Genomic DNA, 19043 nt, shown 5'->3' with positions numbered 1-19043 from the left:
TGCGTCCGGACCGCGATACCCCGGACCGCGAAACGGAAAGTACCCGCATGACGGATATCGTTTCCATTCGAGGTCGAGAGATCCTGGACTCCAGGGGGAACCCCACGGTCGAGGCCGAGGTGCGGCTGTCCTGCGGCGCCTTCGGGCGGGCGATTGTCCCGTCGGGCGCTTCGACGGGCGCCCACGAGGCGCACGAGCGCCGCGACGGTGACGGGTCGCGCTACCTCGGCAAAGGCGTGCTCGGCGCCGTTGCCAGCGTCAACGGTGAGATCGCCGCGGCGCTGCGCGGCCGGGACGGAACCGACCTGGCCGGGGTGGACCGCGCCATGATCGAACTCGACGGTTCGGACAACAAGGACGTCGTCGGCGCCAACGCCATCCTCGGCGTGTCGCTGGCGGTGGCCCGCGCGGCGGCGGAAGCGGCCGGCCTGCCGTTGTACCGGTACCTCGGAGGCGACGGGGCCTGCCAGCTCCCCGTTCCCATGATGAATATCCTCAACGGGGGATCTCACGCCGACAACAACGTGGATCTGCAGGAGTTCATGATCATGCCCGTGGGCGCTTCCACCTTCGCCGAGGCGTTGCGCATGGGCGCCGAGGTCTTCCACAGCCTCAAGGCGGTGCTCCTGAAGAACGGTTACGCGACCGCCGTGGGCGACGAAGGCGGTTTCGCCCCGGACCTCTCATCGAACGCGGAGGCCGTCGAGATGCTGAAGTCGGGCATTTCCGATGCCGGTTACGAGCCGGGCGCCGATGTGGCGATCGCCCTCGACGCGGCGGCTTCGGAGTTCCACGAAACGGGCAAATACCGGCTGGAAGCGGAAGCCCGGCCCGAGAAAACCGCGGAGGAGTTGATCGAATACTACGCTGACCTTGCCGGCAGGTATCCCGTCGTTTCCATCGAAGACGGCCTGGCGGAGGACGACTGGAACGGATGGAAAAGGCTTACCGACCGGCTTGGCGATGAAGTGCAGCTCGTCGGCGACGACCTCTTCGTGACCAACACCGGCCGGCTTTCCCGGGGCATCCGAAGCGGCGTGGCCAACAGCATTCTGATCAAGATCAACCAGATCGGCACGCTGACGGAGACCTTCGAAGCCATCGACATGGCGCAGTCCTCGGGATACACGGCGGTGATTTCCCACCGGTCCGGAGAGACGGAAGACACGACGATCGCGGATATCGCGGTGGCGAAATCGGCCGGCCAGATCAAGACCGGTTCCCTCTGCCGTTCCGAACGGACCGCGAAGTACAACCAGCTGCTGCGGATCGAAGAAGAACTCGGCGACCGGGCCAGGTACGCGGGCCGGTCCATCCTGCGCCGGGCCTCATAGGCGGAGCACGTCCCATGACCGATACGGGGCCTTTCAAATCCGATTCCGAAGCGTCGTCCGATGCCTCGGCAGCATCCGATGCCTCGAGGGCGTTTGCGACCGGGCGGCGCCGGCTGCCCAGGAAGCGGACCCGGCTGAGGTGGATCGTCCTCGGCGTGATCGCCGTCGTGTTCGGCTACGTATTTATCGCTGGAGATTACGGCTGGTACAACATGTGGAAACTCAAGGAGCAGCGATCCCGGTTGCAGGCCGACTTGAAGGAATGGGAATCCAGGGAGCGCGTGCTGACCGGCGAACTGGAACTGCTGGAGGGCGATGCCGAGACGGACGACCAAACGCGCTTCGAACTGGAGAGGCGGGCCCGGGAGGAACACGGCATGGTCCGGGAAGACGAGTTGATATACCGATTCCCCGCGGAAACGGATTCCGCCGAAGTAGATTCCGCCGAAACGGATTCCACCGAAGTCAGGACGTCCGATCCCGGCCGCTGAAACGGTTTCCTCCCGGTAACCACCGGGCCTCCTCATGGCCATACGATCCTCGGAAGCCATCGTTCTGAATCGAATCCCGCTGGGAGATACCAGTCTCCTGGTCACGGTATACGCGCGTGCGTTCGGAAAGGTGAAGCTCGTGGCCCGCGGGGCGCGGCAACCGAAGAGCAGGATGGCGTCCTCGCTCCAACCGCTTCGCGTGATCACCGTATCGTACAACCATCGCGAGAACCGTGAACTGCAAAATCTCTCGAAAGTCGAGGCGGGACCGTACTTCAGGCGAATCGGGGAAGACCTGACGAAGGTGGCCTATGCCAGCGCCGTATGTGAACTGGTGAACCGGCTCGTCCTAGGCGAAGAGCCCGGCGAGCAACTCTTCGCTCTGATTTTCCGCACGCTTGAAGCGATCGACCAGCTGTCCGCGGACGCGTGCGAAATGCTGTTCTGGCGCTTTCAGATCGAATTTGCCGACGTCTACGGCACCGGTCCGGAGTTCGCCGCCTGCCTGGGTTGCGGGGAGCGCCCGGAGGAAGCCTCGGTCCGGTTCAGTCCGTCCCTGGGCGGGGTCCTGTGCCGGGACTGCCAGGCGCAGGACGGCGAGGCCATGCAGCTCTCCCTGGGCACCACCCGGTTGCTGTCCCATGTTCGCGAAATGCCACTGGAGCATTTGCCCCGGCTGAAACCCGTCGGCACGTCCCGCCGGGAGATCCAGCGCGCCATCCGCGCCTTCTACCTGTACCAGATGGATGACGGGCGGGAGTTGAAGTCGCTGAAATTCCTGGAGTCCATCGAGGAGGACGGGCGGGAACGCAAGCCATGAGGGAGCGCAAGCCATGAGGAAGCGTGATAAAAGTTACGACGTGGTGACCTGGGGCGAGGGATTTCTGCGCCTTACCCCGAGGGGGCGGGAGCGGTTCGAGCAGGCCGGCGGCTTCGACGCGGCCGTGTCCGGCGGCGCACTGGAAGCCGCGGTCGGTCTCGCAAGGCTTGGCCTGCGGACGGCCTGGCTTTCCACCGTGGGCGATACGCCCCTGGGCATGAAACTCGTCAACAAGGTCCGGGAGCACGGTGTGGACACCCGGCACGTAGTCCGCGTGCCCGGGGGCCGCACCGGGCTGTGCTACGCCGAGACGGGCAGCGCGCCCCGGCCGGCCCGGTGCTGGTACGACATGGACGGTACCGCCTTTCGTGCTGCCCCTCCCGTCGCGGAGGACTGGGCCGCGGCCCGCGACGCGGCCGTCCTTCACCTGGATCTCACGGAGCCGATGCTCGATGCCGCGAACGCCAGACGGCTGGAATCCGCCCTCGAGTACGCCCGGGCCGCGGACCACCCGGTCAGCATCTTGCTGGACGTTCCGGACATGGAGCGTCTCAACGCCCCGGTCGGCGGCAGCGTGCTCGGACTCGTGGAAACCGCGGGCATCCTCGTGACGACACGGCGGACCCTGGAGACGACTTGGGGTTTCGAAGGCCCTTTGGACACGGCGGCCGACCTGGCGCGGAACCGGTTCGCTTCGAAGCACGCGGCGGTCGTGGAGCAGGGCTTGACCGCCGAAGGGGCCGCGGACTGGTCCGCCGTCGCGGTTACCCCGTCCGGAGAGTCCTTCGAGGAGCGAACGGGGGAGATCAAGGCGGTCGATACCGACGGGGCGCTGAGCGCCTTCGCGGCGGGTTATCTCCTCGGCTGCCTGGAGGACGGCACCCGTTCCGCCCTCCAGTACGGCAGCGCCGCGGCTTCGCTGGCCTGTTCCATTCCCGGACCGCTCAACTGGTTCACCCGGGACGACCTGAAAGCGCAGGTCGAGGGAACCGGATCGGGGCTTCGGCGTTAGCCAGAACGGAACCGGGTCGGACGAGATTCCGCCTTTGATGTATTTTTGCGAATGATTCGAAGAAAATGTGCATCCGGAGTGTATATAAGTGCATCCGTAATGTAGATATGTAGATACCGTCGTCGCACCCGCGGGAACACAGTTCGCTGAAACCATGGACGGCTCGATGATCACAGCAGTTCGTTTCGACCGTCCTCCCCGGGTTGAATCCCACAAAAGGAGGCATCAAAATGGCAGGAAGATACCTTGCAGCGCGGTCCATCGCGCGTCCGAAGACCTTCGTCTCTGACGCAGGCACGCCGTTCTCGTCTCCGGAGTGTTGTTGGGACATTCCCTGAGTCCCGGACCCGATCAGGGAAACTGACGCACGTCCTCCGGAGCCGCGAGACCTACGTCACGCGGTGTTTTTTTGTCCTTTAACGATTCGAACCGGAGGTAGAATCACTTCATGTATAATCCAGAATTCTGGGAAATCCGATTAGACCAGGTTGACCTGGAGCAATATCCCAATGAAGCGAATATCTGGTACGAGACGGGGGAGGATCGGGTGCACAGGTACCAGCGCGAAGACCGTGTGGACGAACTGGCCGATGCGGTCTACGATTTCCTCTCCCAGTATCTGACCCAGAAACAGTGCGAGGTCGTGGTGCTGTATTTCATCTACCAGAAGACCCAGCAGGAGACCGCGGAGATCCTGGGTATCTCCCGCAGGGTCGTGAGCCAGCACCTGTTCGGGATCTGCCGGGGCGGAAAGCACATCGGCGGCGCGGTAAACAAGCTGCGCAAGCTGTGCGCCCGGCACGGCATCGATTTCCAACCGGCCGAGCGGAAGTTCGAGACGCACGAATACAGCGAACAGCTCGCCATGTCCGCCTGAAACACGATCCCGTAACGCTTCATGCCACTACCCAAAGCCGCCGGAATCATCATCCGGCGGCTTTTTGGTGAAAACCACTAAATGGTGAAAGCGACTGAATAGATGGACCATGATCGATTTTCGGAAGCCATAGAACGCATCGACGCCGCGAACGGCGCCGACCCGGAATCCGAAGAAGTCGACGGCCGGCCGATGCCGAAAGCGCTCCTGTACGGCTTGCGGATGTCGGCCTGCCTTGAAGACCTGGCGCCCGGCGCGTCGGAAGCACTGCGGCTGGCCGTGCGCTGCCAGCACATCCAACGGTGGAAGATTCCCCGCAGTGATTTTCCCGTGGGCCGGCTCGGTTACCGGCAGTGGCGCACGGAACTGGCCTGGTACCACGCCCAGACCGCGGGCGCCATCCTGCGGGATGCCGGCTATGACGACGCCCTCGTAGACCGCGTGCAGGCCCTCGTCCGGAAAGAACGCTTCAAGTCGGACCCCGAGGCGCAGGCCCTCGAGGACGTCGCCTGCCTGGTGTTTCTCCGGCACTATCTGCCCGCGTTTTCGAAGAAGCACAGAGAAGAAAAACTGGTCGAAATCCTGGCGAAGACCTGGAAGAAGATGTCCTCCGCGGGTCGGGAGGCGGTGCGGGATATCGACTTTACTCCCGCGTTGAAGTCGTTGCTGGACCGGGCGGTCCGGGTCGCCCGGACGGGCCGGCGCACGTAACGGCGGCCGGGTAGCGTAACCGCGTAACACGGAGGTAGCGATCCATGTCCAAGCACCGTGCCAGGAATATCGTTTTCGTGTTTAGCGATCAGCACCGATGGTGCAGCACCGGCTTCGGCGGCAGCTGCCAGGTGCGGACGCCGTTCATGGACCGCATGGCCGACGAGGGCGTCGTCTTCGACCTGGCGGTCGCCAACATCCCGGTCTGCACGCCCTGGCGGGCGGCTTTTCTGACCGGACAGTATCCGTTGACGACCGGCATGTTCATGAACGACGTGCGGCTTCCGACGGACCGACCGACCCTGGGCACGGTCCTGCGCGCGGCGGGCTACGACACGGCCTACATCGGGAAATGGCATCTCGACGGTCCGTCCCGGGGCGGATTCACGCCGCCCGGACCCCGCAGGCAGGGGTTCGATTTCTGGGCCGTGGGCAACTGCACCCACGACTACATGCACTCCCTGTACTACCGGGATTCGGAAGCGCCGCTGTACTGGAACGGGTACGATGCGGAGGCGCAGACTTCCCTGGCCATCGAATACCTGCGCACCCGGGGACGGGACCGGAGACGGGATCGGAGCCAGGATCGGAAGCAGGACCGGCCCTTTGCGCTGGTGCTGTCGTGGGGGCCGCCGCATAATCCCTACGACGCCGTGCCCGGCCGCTACCTCGACATGTACCCGCCGGAGGAAGTGGAGGTGCGTCCCAACTGTCCCGATCCTGCCCGGACCGACCTGGCGGGATATTACGCACATATCACGGCCCTCGACGACCAGTTGGCGCGGCTCGGCGGCGTCCTCGAAGAACAGGGACTGATGGACGAAACAGTTTTCGTATATACTTCGGACCACGGCGACATGCTTGGGTCCCAGGGCCGCCAGCGCAAGCAGCACCCCTGGGACGAGTCCATCCGCGTTCCCTTCGTCATGCGTTGCCCGGACCAGTCGGACCGGGACCAGTCGGACCGGGCCCATGCGGGACCCCGGATCGGCACCCCCTTCAACGTGGTGGACATCATGCCGACGCTCCTCGGCCTGGCGGGCATCCCCGTCCCCGATACCTGCGAGGGCCTGGACCACGCCCCGGCGGTGCGGGGCGAGGCCTTTACGGGCAACGATGCCGCCTATATCATGAGCATCGCGCCCTTCTCGGAATACCGGGGCCAGCCCTGGCGGGGCATCCGGAGCGCCGGACACACCTATGTACGCAATCTCGACGGGCCCTGGCTGCTGTACGACAACCGGGAGGATCCCTGCCAGCTGTCAAACCTGGCTGGCCGAGAGGAACACGCCGACCTGCAGCGCCGGCTGGACGGCCAGTTACAGAAAGAGATGGATCGGCGGGGCGACGCACTGCTTCCCGCCGGCCATTACCTGGAGAAGTTCGGCTATGAAGTGAACGAAGCCGGAGCGATCCCCCACGACCATGTGGTTTCCCCGCCTGATCGACGCAGTAGGCCGGAACATGGCGGGACAACTTGTGATGGTGAGTAGATAGAAAGTAGATAGTGAGGAGTTGACGATGGCGGAACAAGCCAATCTGAGGTTGATCGACCCCGTGCGGGATGCCGTCGCGATCGCCGAAATGTGGAACGAAAGCGACGGCGAATGGCCCGGCACCTGGAACAGCGGCGTGCCCACGACGGCGCGGGACATCCGGGACTGGCACGAAAAGGAGGAATACACCGCGGTCTTCGTCTGGGCCGAAGGGGAGAAGATCGGCGGGTACTGTTCCCTGGTATACGACAAGGACGACGGCGAGGCCCTCTACCTCGCGCTGTTGAACGTCTCCCCGCGCTTCCAGGGCAGGAGCATCGGCCGGCGGCTGCTCGTCCGCTCGGTGGAGAAGGCCATCGAAGACAAGAAGTACCATCTCGACCTCGATACCTGGTCGGGGAACGTGAAGGCGATGGCGCCTTACAAGCGGACGGGCTTCTTCTGGGACGCCGGAGGCTGGCCGATAATGCGCAACTACATGCCCGCCATCCTCGAGATGCCCTGTACGCGGTACTTCTTCGACCGGCACGACTGGTACGAATCCCTGGAGCGGCGGATCGACCAGTATCCCGACGACGAAACCTGGGAAGGGCTGCGGGTTTTTACCTACCGGTTTACGGCCGGGGGGACGGCGGCCTCTGTCGGCGGTACCGGGTCTGGCGCGGATGTAGCCGCATCTGCCGAACGGACGCCGCCATCCGATAAAGCCGGGTCCGCCGGGGACCGGGAGGGACTGACGGTCCGGGTGGACCGCGAAGCCCGGCACGTGACCGCGGTGGAGACGGCGGATTTGTCCGCCTGGGCGACGGTGGACGACATCGAGCCGGTGCGGGGCGGGCAGACGGTCCTTCGGTGGAAACTGGAGAACCGGAAGGACGTTCCCGCCTCCGTCGCGTTAACGGCGAAAGAGACGGGCGACCTGTCCATCGACTACCACTGCCGGAAGACGCTGGGACCCGGCGAGAATATCTCCCTGGAAGCGCCGGTGAGTGTGTCGGCCAAAGCCGAAACCGTGGACGTTAAAAAGACTGCGCCGAGGGTGCGCACCAGCATACGTTGGGACGATCTTCTCATCGACCTCGCCACCGGTATCCGGCCGCGGGTCGAGATGTCTGTTTCCATCGATCCCGGGGAGATCACCCTGGCTCCCGGCGCGCCGCGTCCGGTGCGCGTAAACCTGCACAGCCAGTTGGCCGAAGACGTCGAAGCGCAGGTCCGCATCACGGCATCGGACGGCCTCTTGGTGGACCGGACCGCACGATCCGTCGCGGTGCCCGCCCGGGGATACGGAGGATTCGAAATCGTCCTCGAGGCGGACCGCCCGGGCGTGTTCGGACTTACCCTGTCGGGCCGACTGGAACGGGAGGGCGGACCGGTCGACCTGGCGGATGCGAAACACGCCGTCTTCGCTTTGGCGCCGGGCGGAATGTTGTACCACCAGGACGGCGCGATACGGTTCGAGAACGAGATCTTCCGGGCAAACCTGGAGGCCGAGGGCGGCCAACTGAAGATCAGCGACCGGGCCACTGGGAGGCATCTGGGAACGGAAGGCGGGCGTCCCATACCGCCGAAGTGGCCCAGCGAATACAGCGAGTCGGACTTCAAGCTGAAAGCCGAAGGGGATGGGAACGGCGTGGTCCTCACGGCAACCTATGCACCCCGAAGGGCCCCCGGCCTCGTCTTCAGCCGGATCATCCGGTTGAACGCCGGGCCGGTCATCACCGTGGAGCACACGCTGGAGAATACCGGCTTCGACCCCCGCACCTCCCACCTCTACCAGTTCGTCACGAACGGTGGCGCGGATCAGGCGGCGCTGACGCTGCCGCTTCGGGAAGGAATCCTCAAGGCCCGTTGCAGCGATCGGTCCGCGCCGGACGATTACGATTTCAAGATGGGCGACAGCTACGCGGAATCGTGGGGCGCTTACGAAATGCCCCACGGAACGATGGGGGTTCTGTGGCCCGACGGCCTGGACGAGGTCGAATGGAACGGTTTTGAATTCCAGTCGGTGAGCGTGGAGACGACCTGCGCGCCCCAGTCCCGCGTCTCCTTCGGCGCCCTGAGACTGCGCGTCGGGGACGGCGGCTGGCAAGGCGTGCGCCGGCTGTGGCGGCGTATCCGGGGGGAACCGGTCGGAGAAGGCGAGTCCGCCCCGCGGATCCTGGACGAATTCGAGGCGACGACCGATCCGCCCGTAGCCGTGGTAAGCGGAGACGAGACCGACCTCCGTTTCCGGATTGCGCAGTGGAAGTCCCGTAAGGCCAGCGGGACCGTTTCCTTCGTCATGCCCGACGGGTGGCGGTGCGACCCGCCGTGGGTTTCGTTCTCCGAGATCGACTGGCGGCAACCCTTCGATGGTTCGGTGCGCCTTTCCACGTCGCGGCCGCCCGGCGTCTACACCGGCCGCATGGTGCTGGACAGCGGGGAGCGCGGCGCGGAGGTCGAGCTGCCCCTCGTCCGGATGACGGACGGATCGGCCGTGGAAGTCGATGAGGTCGAATCCGGGGGTCACAGGGTGTATACCATTCGAAACCAGCGGCTCGAAATCGACGTGGCTCCCTCCTTCCTCGGATCCGTGAGCGCCATCCGGGATGCCGGCGGCGAATGCAACCACCTTGCTACCGCCTTTCCCCAACCCGAAGCCTTCGGATGGAGCTACCCCTGGTATGGCGGGCTGCAGCCCGAGATCGTATCGGACCGCATGTCCTGGACGGCGTCTCTCGAGGACGAGACGTTCGCCGCGGAGCCGGTCTCCTATCGCGCCCGGGGTCTCGAATGGACGGGCCTGCGCCAGCGGGTGGCGTTGTCCAATGAGGCGTCCCGCGGCCTGACCCTGGAACTCGATACTCTGACCCTGGGGGGCGGTCCGGTAATCAAACTGGTATGGAGGCTGCTGAACGAGAGCGCCGCGCACCGGCGGCTGAGGGGCGGATGGCATCTGTTCCTGAAGCCCGACGGCGAGATGGCCGACACCGTTCTGTTCTCGGCGGACGGCGAGCGGAAGCGGCGCCCGTGGTATGTCGAACAGGATGGCGGACACTGGGCCGCCGCCGCCAACCCGCGCACCGGGCGGACATTCGTACTCGTTTCGCCGGGGAGCGGCGTCCGGATGGACAGTTGGGGCGCCGACGGAGGCCACCTGAAGCTCATGCGGGGTCACGAGGTGGCCGCCCGCGGAGTCAGCGAGGATACCGCTTACCTGGTCTTGGCCGGATCGCGAGAAGAAGCGCGGCGATACACGGTGTTGAAGGATCTGCGATGATACCTGCACAGCCGGGGAGGCCCGAAAAGTAGAACCGGGCCGACCGGACCGACCGTACCAGCCGAATCACGTCATCCCGGCAGGCCGTTCGAACCCCAGAGGTCGGTGTTCTCCGTCAGGATCTCGGGACCGTCGGACAGGATCGCTACCGTGTGTTCGAAATGGGCGGACAGCCGTCCGTCGGCGGTGGAGGTCGTCCATTCGTCGTCGAGGACCCGGATCCGGTGCGCGCCCGCGCACACCATGGGTTCGATGGCGATGACCATGCCCGGTTTGAGCCGGATGCCGCGTTGCGGCCTGCCGTGATTGGGGACCTGCGGTTCCTCCCAGAGACTGCGGCCGATCCCGTGGCCGCACAGGTCCCGCACCACCGAGTATCCGTGAGATTCCGCGTATTGCTGCACGGCGTGCCCGATATCGCCGATGCGGTTCCCCGGCTTCGCTTCCTCGATCCCCTTGAACACCGATGCCCGCGTGACGTCCAGCAACCGCCGCGCTTCCGGTGAAATTCGGCCGACGGGGAAGGTGAAGGCCGTATCGCCGTGGTATCCGTCGATGATCATGGCGAAATCGAGGCTGAGGATGTCCCCCTCCTCGACTTTGCGTCGCGGACTGGGGATGCCGTGCACGATCTCATCGTTGATGGACGCGCAGATGGTGGCGGGAAAGGGCGGATGGTAGCTGGGCCGGTACCCGAGGAAAGAGGAGGTGCCTCCGTAGTCCCGGATCATTTTGCGGGCGATCCGGTCCAGTTCTGAGGTCGCGACGCCCGGCCTGACGGCTTCGCCCATGCGCTGCAGCGTCGCGGTCGCGGCCTGGCCGCTGCGGCGGATGGTCTCGATCTGCTTTTCGGTCTTGAGAATGATACCCATAGCCCTTGCCATGCGAAGTCCTGCCCGCAATCGTCTAATGCCCCGCGCGTCCGGTTGCGCACCTGACCGGCACGGCCCGCAACGCAACTTGCATGATAAGCGGGAAGGCGTATTAGTCAAGGGCATTCAGCCGGATACGTCGAACCGATGCGCCTGACTTCCGCGCGCCGCTTGAAATACCTTGTCCCGCGTGCGGGTGTCGTATATGTTCTGTCGCGGAACGGCCCCGTTATTCCCGGCCGTCAAGGCAAACCAGGCGGATTCACCGGTAAACAGGAGTGAAGTGAACAGGATCATGGACCAATCGGCACTCAACGAAGCACCCACGCGTAAGTGGCTGACCTACCGGCCGGAGATCAAGCTCATCGATTGCACCATACGGGACGGCGGCCTGATGAACGACCACCGTTTCGACGCGGATACCGTCAAGGCGGTCTACCAGGCCTGCGTCGCCGGCGGGATCGACTACATGGAAATCGGGTACATCAACTCGCGACAGATCTTCTCCCCCGATGAACACGGACCCTGGAAGTTCAGTGCCGAAGAGGATATCCGCGGCGTCGTGGGCGACAATGACTCGCCCGTCAAGCTGGCGGCGATGGCCGACGCGGAGAAGTCGGACTACAAGACCGATATCCTGCCGGCCGCGGAAAGCGTGCTGGACATGATCCGGATCGCCACCTACATCCACCAGATTCCGCTGGCGCTGGACATGATCCAGGACGCCCACGAGAAGGGCTACGAGACCACGTTGAACCTCATGGCGGCGTCGACGGTTCCGGAAAGCGAAATGGACGAGGCGCTCTCCATGCTCGTCGAGTCGCCGGTGGACGCCATCTATGTGGTGGACAGCTTCGGCGCCCTTTACAGCGAACAGATCGAAGCGCTCGTGGACAAGTTCCTGAACGCCCTGCAGTCTACCGACAAAGAGGTGGGCATCCACGCCCACAACAACCAGCAACTGGCCTTCGCCAACACGATTCAGGCGCTGATCCGCGGGGCGAACTACCTGGACGCCAGCCTCGGCGGTCTCGGCCGCGGCGCCGGCAACTGCCCCATGGAACTGATCGTCGGATTCCTGCACAACCCGAAGTTCCGCCTGCGTCCGCTGCTGGACTGCATACAGTACCACGTCGAGCCGATGCGGCACGAACTGATGTGGGGGTTCGACATTCCCTACATGATCACGGGCCTCATGAACCAGCATCCCCGGTCGGGCATGCGGTTCAACGCGGCGAAGGAACGGGGCAGCATGGCCAGATTCTACGACGAGATGGAGGACGCCGGCTGACCCGGCGCCCGGAACCCGGCCTCCCCTGCAAGCCCATGATAACCCCGCTCGAACAGCGCATCGTGGAACAGGTACGCGTCCTCCGCGACGACATGATCGGTTTTTTAAGGGCGTTGATCCAGATACCCTCCGTGAATCCGCCGGGTGACGGATACCCGGACTGCGCCCGGCTCGTGGGCGACCGGTTGCGCGCGCTGGGTTTCGAAACCCGGTACGTGACCGCCGCCGGTCATCCGGACCATTCCGAAGAACACCCCCGGGTCAACGTGGTGGGCAGGCTTTCCGGCCGTTCGCCGATGCCCACGCTGCATTTCAACGGCCACACCGACGTGGTTCCGCCGGGCGAGCACTGGACGGTCGATCCCTTCGGCGGGGAAGTGAAGGACGGCAGGATATACGGCCGCGGCGCGTGCGACATGAAGGGCGGCATCGCCGCGGCGCTCTTCGCGGCGGCCGCGGTGCGGGAGGCGGGCGTCTCGTTGCGCGGCAGTCTCGAATTCAGCGCGACGGTCGACGAGGAGACCGGCGGGTTCGCCGGCATGGACTACCTTGCCCGCGAGGGACTCATTTCCCCCGAACGGACCTCGTACGTGATCATACCGGAACCCTTCGGACCGGGACGCATCTGCCTGGGTCACCGAGGAGTCTACTGGTTCCGGGTCGACACCATCGGCCGGACCGCCCACGGCAGCATGCCCTTTCTGGGCGTCAGCGCCATCAACAAGATGGAGCGTTTCCTGAGCCGGGTCTCGTCGGACCTCGCGCCGGCCCTTCGCGCCCGCAAAACGGAAATGCCCGTGGACCCGCCGGAAGCGCGCCGGGCCACGATCAACGTGAACGGCATAACCGGCGGGCAGACGGACGGAAGCGTGGGCTCGCCCTGTGTGGCCGACCGGTGCTCCGCCATCTTCGACCGGCGTTTTCTGATTGAGGAATCCTTCGACGACGTAAAAAAAGAAATCGAGACGCTGATCGCCCATCTGACCGCGGAAGACCGGGACTTCAAAGCGGAGCTCACCGACCTGATGGTCGTTCGCCCGGTCGAGACCGACCCGGACGCCGAGCTGGTCGGTACGGCTTCCCGCACGATCGAGGACCTGACCGGCGTTCCCGCGGAACACGTGGCCAGCCCCGGCACCTACGACCACAAGCACGTCCACAACACGGGAAGGGTGAAGCAGTGCATCGCCTACGGCCCCGGACTGCTCCATCTCGCCCACCAGCCCGATGAGTACTGTGAGATCGAGCATCTAGTCCGGAGCTGCGAGGTCATGGCGGTCACCGCGGCCCGGTTGCTCGGCGTGAACTGAAGAGGGGGAACCGATGGAATTCGCCTTGAGCGGCGACCAGGCCATGATGCGGGACACCGCCCGCCGGATCGCCGAGGAGAAACTGAAGCCCCACGCCCGGGAAATCGACGAGCGCGAAGCCGTGCATTACGATACGATCCGGGAACTCGGCAAGATGGGTTTCATGGCCATGATGGTTCCCGAAGCGTACGGCGGCGCGGGCTTGGATACGCTCAGTTACGTGCTGGCCGTGGAGGAGTTCTCGCGGGTATGCGCGTCGACCGGGGTATGCGTCTCGGTGAACAACTCCCTTTTCGCCGACGGCGTTTTCGCCTTCGGCACCGAAAACCAGAAGAAGGCGTATCTGCCTCCCCTGGGGCGCGGCGAGGCCCAGGCCTGCCTCGCGCTGACCGAGCCCGGCGCCGGGACGGACGTCGGCTCGACGGTCACGTCGGCGCTGAAGGACGGCACGGAATACGTCATCAACGGCAAGAAGCACTTCGTGACCAACGGCGGTTTCGCCGACTACCTCCTCGTGCTGGTGACCACCGCACCCGGCACGGGCCATCTCGGCCTCAGCATGGTCCTCGTGGAGAAAGGAATCCCCGGTTTCACCGTCGGCCGCCAGGAGCAGAAACTCGGCATCCGGGGTTCGGATACCAGCGAGCTTCTATTCGAGGATTGCCGCGTGCCGCAGACTAATCTGTTGGGCGAGGAAGGCCGGGGGCTGAACATCGCGCTGTCCATACTAAACGGCGGCCGCATCGGCATCGCGGCCCAGGCCCTGGGCATCGCGCAGGGAGCCTACGACGCTTCCGTGCGGTACGCAAAGGAACGGACCCAGTTCGGCAAGCCCATCGCCGAGTTCCAGGCGATCGCCTTCAAGCTGGCGGAAATGGCGACCGAACTCGAGGCGGCGCGCCTGCTGACCTACCGGGCCGCGTGGCTCAAGGACGCCGGGCAGGACTACATCACGGCGTCGTCCATGGCCAAGCTGTACGCGTCCGAGGCCTCGATTCGGATCACGAACGAGGCCATTCAGATTCATGGCGGCTACGGGTACATCCGCGACTTCGACGTGGAACGCTTCTACCGCGACGCACGGATCACCACCCTCTACGAAGGCACCTCCGAAGCCCAGAAGATCGTCATCTCGCGGAACATCCTCAAGTCGGACGGCGCCGGGTCCTAGACCGGACGGTGCCGGGTCCTAGGGCGTCCGGCAGTTGGTCCCGGGACGTCCGTCCCATGCGCCCTGATCCCATCACAAGTCTTACAAGCCGGCACGCGCAATGGTACCCGCACGGGTATGGATTTCCTTGACAAATTACCAAACAGACGTAGCGTATATTGTCATGCGCGGCATACGGCCATACAGCGTATATTGACATGTGCGGCATACGGCCATATATTGTGCTAACTGCATGGCTTGACACGACATGTTCTAATGTCCGCGCCTCGGAGGGATTGGCCGCCCGCGCGGCATGGAGGATGGCCGCCCACGTAGTGTTTTACAGTCATCTGCTATCGGGAAAGGACCCATGGCGACCCGGAACGGTTCGAGAAGCGGAGAGGACCGGAACACCCAGCTCGACCTGCTCACGCCGCGGGAAGAAGGGGCGAACGGCCGGTCCGGCAACGGGAACGGTTCGCGCGGCAGCGGTGCCGCGACCAACCGAAAACCGGTCGAATCGGAAAACGGCGCGCGACCGGATGAAAGAAACGGATCTCCGTCCGCACGGCCCGACGACAACGGTTCTCCGGCCGAACGGTCCGTCGACGGCAACGGATCTCCAGTCGCCGCGGCCGCAGAGGGCGCTACGGACGCCGCCGTCTACGACGAAAGCAAGGTCAAGACCCTCTCGTCGCTGGAACACATCCGGCTCCGTACAGGCATGTATATCGGCCGGCTCGGGAACGGCAGCGATCCGGAAGACGGCATCTACGTCCTCCTCAAGGAAGTGATCGACAACGCCGTGGACGAGTTTATCATGGGCCACGGCCGGCAGATCGACGTGTCCATCGAAGACGACCGGGTCCGCGTCCGCGACTTCGGCCGCGGGATTCCCCTCGGCAAGGTCGTGGAGTGCACTTCGATCATCAACACGGGCGCCAAGTATAACGACGAGGTCTTTCAGTTCAGCGTGGGACTGAACGGCGTGGGCGCCAAGGCGGTCAACGCCCTCTCCGTCGATTTCCGCGTCGTGGCCTACCGGAACGGGCGCTATGCGGAGGCGGTGTACGAGCGGGGGCAACTCCTCGGGCAGAACGAGGGCGCCGCGGACGAGCCGGACGGCACCTATGTCGAATTCCTGCCCGACGAGGAGATCTTCGGGGAATACGCTTTCCAGCCGGACTACGTCGAAAGCCGCATGTGGAACTACGCCTGCCTGAACAGCGGCCTTCGCCTGGTCTTCAACAAGAAGCGATTCGTTTCCAGGTACGGACTGCTGGACTTCCTCAAGGCCGAGGTGGGCGAGAACGTCCTCTACGAGCCCTCGTACCACAAAAGCCAGTACATCGAGTTTTCCTTCACGCACACCACCAACTACGGCGAGACGCTCTTCTCCTTCGTGAACGGCCAGTACACCGCGGACGGCGGGTCCCACCAGAGCGCGTTCCGCGAGGGCATTCTAAAGGGCGTCAACGAATACTTCAAGAAAAGCTACGGCGGAGTGGACGTCCGCGAGTCCATTGCGGGCGCCATCGCCATCAAGCTGAAGGAACCCATTTTCGAATCCCAGACCAAGAACAAGCTGGGCAATACCGATATCCGGGGCTGGCTCGTCTCGGAGATCCGCAGTGCCGTGGTGGACTTCCTGCACAAAAACCAGGAGTCCGCCCAGCGGATCCAGGAGAAGATCACCCAGAACGAGCGTCTGCGGAAGGAACTGAATGCGGTCAAGAAGGAGGCCCGCGAAGCGGCCCGGCGTATCGCCATCAAGATCCCCAATTTCAAGGACTGCAAGTACCACTTCGATCACGCGAAGTTCGGAGAGGATTCCTCGATCTTCATCACCGAGGGGCCTTCGGCCGCCGGTTCCATGGTCTCGGCGCGGGACCCGCTGACCCAGGCGATCTTCGGACTCAAGGGCGTGCCGCTGAACGTCTTCTCCCGCACGCGGGCGGCCATCTACAAGAACGAGGAGCTCTACAATCTCATGATGGCCCTCGGCATCGAGGACGGGATATCGAACCTGCGGTTCAACAAGGTGATCATCGCGACCGACGCCGATTACGACGGCTACCATATCCGCAATCTCCTGATGACCTTCTTCCTGAGCTACTTCGAGGAGATGGTGCTCGCGGGCCACGTCCACATCCTCGAAACGCCGCTCTTCCGGGTGCGCAACACGAAGGAAACCGTCTACTGCTACAGCGAGAAGGAGCGCAACGCGGCCCTGGACCGGATTCGCGGGGCGGAAGTGACCCGGTTCAAGGGGCTGGGCGAGATCTCGCCCGGCGAATTCGGCCAGTTCATCGGTTCCGACATGCGGCTCGTGAAGGTCAACGTCCGTTCCATCCACAGCATTCCGGAAACCCTCACCTTCTACATGGGCAAGAACACGCCCGAGCGCAGGGACTACATCGTGGAGAACCTGCTGGACGAAGTATAGGACCCATGGCCTACGCCGATACCCTCTTCGAAGACTACTACCTGAAGTACGCCTCCTATTTCATCAAGGACCGGGCGATTCCGGAGATCGACGACGGACTCAAGCCCGTGCAGCGTCGCATTCTGCATACCCTCTTCGAAATGGACGACGGGAAGTTCCACAAGGTCGCCAACGTGGTGGGCCAGACCATGCGGTACCATCCCCACGGGGACCAGTCCATCTTCGGCTCGCTGGTCAATCTCGCCAACAAGGACATGTTCATCGAGAAGCAGGGCAATTTCGGCTCGACCCTCACCGGCGACCCCGCCTCGGCGGCCCGGTATATCGAGTGCCGCCTGACGCCGCTGGCCAAGGAGGTGCTGTACGATCCGGAGATCACCGAGTACGTGGATTCCTACGACGGCCGCAACAGGGAACCCGTCGCCTTTCCTGCGAAGATCCCCGTTCTCCTGGCCATGGGCGCCGAGGGCATCGCCTCGAGCATGGCGACCCGGATCCTGCCGCACAACCTCATCGAACTCATGGAAGCCCAGATCGCCTGCCTCCGGGACGAGCCCTTCGAGGTCCAGCCCGATTTCCCCACCGGGGGCCTGGTGGACGTCTCGGAATACAATGACGGCAACGGCAAGGTGATGGTCCGCGCCCAGCTGGACGTGAAGGACCCCAAACGCATCGTCATACGGCAGCTGCCCTTCGGTTCGACCACCGAAAGCCTGATCGGTTCCATCGAGGCGGCGGCGAAGAAGAACAAGCTGAAGATCGCCGGCATCTCCGACTTCACGGCCGACGAGGTGGAAATCGAGATCCGCCTGGCCCGGGGCGTCCATTCCGAGGAAACCGTGGACGCCCTCTACGCCTTCACCGACTGCGAGTCCTCCATCTCCACCAACGTGCTGGTCATCCGGTCGGGCCACCCGTGCATACTGCCCGTTACCGACGTGCTCAGGCACAACACGCGGCGGCTCCTGGAGGTCCTGGAAGCGGAACTGAAGATCGAACGGAAGCAGCTTCACGCAAAGCTGCGCGCGAAAACGCTGGAGCAACTCTTCATCAAGGAACGGATCTACAAGCGCATCGAGGAAGTCCGGGAACAGGATAAGATCCACGAAGCGATCCGGCAGGGGTTCGAACCCTTTGAGTCAAAGGTGAAAGAACTGTCTTCCGAGGATATCGATACCCTCCTCAAGGTGCCGATCCGCCGGATTTCCCTGTACGACATCAACCGCGCCAACGAGGAGATGAAGGCCATCCGCAGCCGCCTGCGGGAGATCAGGGATCACCTGGGCCATCTGTCGGCCTACGCGATCACCCTCCTGGAAGGGCTCATCGGGCGGTACCGCGAGGCTTTTCACCGCAGGACGACCATCACCGCTTTCAAGCGGGTCGACGCCCGGAAGGCGGCACAACGGAACCTGGCGCTCAGGTACGACCGGAGCACCGGATACCTGGGGTATGGACTGGGCGGCGGCGACACCCTCTTCGACGTATCGCCCTATGACCGGGTCCTCGTGATCCGCAAGACCGGCGCCTATGCGCTCCACGCCGAGATCGAACGGCTTTTCGTGGACAAGGGCATGCTGTACTGCGGGTTCGTCGATCCCGACCGGGTGTTCACCATCGTCTACCGCGACCGGAAGGGCCATCCCTACGTCAAGCGCTGCAAGCTGGACAAGTTCATCCTGAACCGGGGATACGAGATCGTGCCCGAGGGTTGCCGCATCCTTCAACTGACCACGGATACCGACGTCATGGCGAATATCACCTACAAGCCCACGCCGCGGATGCGAGTCTTCGAGGAAGCCTTCGACCTTTCGCTCTTTCCCGTTCGGGGGAACCGGGCCAGGGGCATCCGCCTGGCCCCGAAAGCGCTCAAGAGTGTGAGGCTGGTCAGGAAGCCGGAGCAGCCTGACCCGTCGGGTCCATCGGAACCACCGGCCACTTCGTCCGACACCGGGGAAGGTGAGGACTGAC

14 protein-coding genes are annotated in these 19043 nt (G+C 64.1%); 13 read left to right on the top strand and 1 reads right to left on the bottom strand.

Going from position 1 to position 19043, the window contains the following annotated elements; all coding sequences use genetic code 11:
- Window positions 1–47: 47 nt before the first annotated feature.
- The 8 genes from F4Y38_11425 (at window position 48) to F4Y38_11390 (ending at window position 10003) form a co-directional block, all read left to right on the top strand.
- The gene (locus F4Y38_11425; protein MXY49888.1) at window positions 48–1334 is read left to right on the top strand and encodes a phosphopyruvate hydratase; all 1287 of its coding nucleotides are present in this window, start codon (window positions 48–50) and stop codon (window positions 1332–1334) included.
- 14 nt (window positions 1335–1348) lie between these two features.
- Complete coding sequence (locus F4Y38_11420) at window positions 1349–1825, top strand: septum formation initiator family protein (protein ID MXY49887.1); 477 nt, start codon at window positions 1349–1351, stop codon at window positions 1823–1825.
- A 34-nt stretch (window positions 1826–1859) separates the two neighbouring features.
- Complete coding sequence (gene recO, locus F4Y38_11415; GenBank protein ID MXY49886.1) at window positions 1860–2645, top strand: DNA repair protein RecO; 786 nt, start codon at window positions 1860–1862, stop codon at window positions 2643–2645.
- Window positions 2646–2658: 13 nt separating this feature from the next.
- On the top strand, window positions 2659–3657 hold the full coding sequence (locus F4Y38_11410) for a hypothetical protein (protein MXY49885.1): 999 nt from the start codon (window positions 2659–2661) through the stop codon (window positions 3655–3657).
- A gap of 448 nt (window positions 3658–4105) precedes the next feature.
- Window positions 4106–4534 carry a sigma-70 family RNA polymerase sigma factor gene (locus F4Y38_11405; GenBank protein ID MXY49884.1) on the top strand — a complete coding sequence of 143 codons (429 nt, stop codon included), beginning with the start codon at window positions 4106–4108 and terminating at the stop codon, window positions 4532–4534.
- Window positions 4535–4636: 102 nt separating this feature from the next.
- Window positions 4637–5245: a DUF4202 domain-containing protein gene (locus F4Y38_11400; protein ID MXY49883.1), complete on the top strand. Its 609-nt coding sequence runs from the start codon at window positions 4637–4639 to the stop codon at window positions 5243–5245.
- A 44-nt stretch (window positions 5246–5289) separates the two neighbouring features.
- Complete coding sequence (locus tag F4Y38_11395) at window positions 5290–6738, top strand: sulfatase (protein MXY49882.1); 1449 nt, start codon at window positions 5290–5292, stop codon at window positions 6736–6738.
- A 28-nt stretch (window positions 6739–6766) separates the two neighbouring features.
- Window positions 6767–10003 carry a GNAT family N-acetyltransferase gene (locus tag F4Y38_11390; GenBank protein ID MXY49881.1) on the top strand — a complete coding sequence of 1079 codons (3237 nt, stop codon included), beginning with the start codon at window positions 6767–6769 and terminating at the stop codon, window positions 10001–10003.
- 71 nt (window positions 10004–10074) lie between these two features.
- Here the strand turns inward: F4Y38_11390 and map are convergent, their stop codons facing one another.
- Window positions 10075–10875: a type I methionyl aminopeptidase gene (gene map / locus F4Y38_11385; protein ID MXY49880.1), complete on the bottom strand. Its 801-nt coding sequence runs from the start codon at window positions 10873–10875 to the stop codon at window positions 10075–10077.
- Window positions 10876–11170: 295 nt separating this feature from the next.
- On the opposite strand from map, the gene F4Y38_11380 reads away from it, so the two are divergent.
- From F4Y38_11380 to F4Y38_11360, 5 genes are all read left to right on the top strand, one after another.
- The gene (locus tag F4Y38_11380; GenBank protein ID MXY49879.1) at window positions 11171–12166 is read left to right on the top strand and encodes a nucleoid-structuring protein H-NS; all 996 of its coding nucleotides are present in this window, start codon (window positions 11171–11173) and stop codon (window positions 12164–12166) included.
- Between the two features lie 35 nt (window positions 12167–12201).
- On the top strand, window positions 12202–13476 hold the full coding sequence (locus F4Y38_11375) for an acetylornithine deacetylase/succinyl-diaminopimelate desuccinylase family protein (protein ID MXY49878.1): 1275 nt from the start codon (window positions 12202–12204) through the stop codon (window positions 13474–13476).
- Window positions 13477–13489: 13 nt separating this feature from the next.
- Window positions 13490–14647 (top strand): acyl-CoA dehydrogenase, encoded by a 1158-nt coding sequence (locus tag F4Y38_11370; protein MXY49877.1) that lies wholly within the window; start codon window positions 13490–13492, stop codon window positions 14645–14647.
- Between the two features lie 703 nt (window positions 14648–15350).
- Complete coding sequence (locus tag F4Y38_11365) at window positions 15351–17072, top strand: type IIA DNA topoisomerase subunit B (protein ID MXY49876.1); 1722 nt, start codon at window positions 15351–15353, stop codon at window positions 17070–17072.
- 5 nt (window positions 17073–17077) lie between these two features.
- The gene (locus F4Y38_11360; protein ID MXY49875.1) at window positions 17078–19042 is read left to right on the top strand and encodes a DNA topoisomerase IV subunit A; all 1965 of its coding nucleotides are present in this window, start codon (window positions 17078–17080) and stop codon (window positions 19040–19042) included.
- Window position 19043: the final 1 nt, after the last annotated feature.

This window comes from Gemmatimonadota bacterium, from assembly GCA_009838645.1.
Classification (GTDB): domain Bacteria; phylum JAAXHH01; class JAAXHH01; order JAAXHH01; family JAAXHH01; genus JAAXHH01.
Note: the sequence above shows the minus strand (reverse complement) of the source record. Positions and strands in the feature narration are given on the sequence as shown.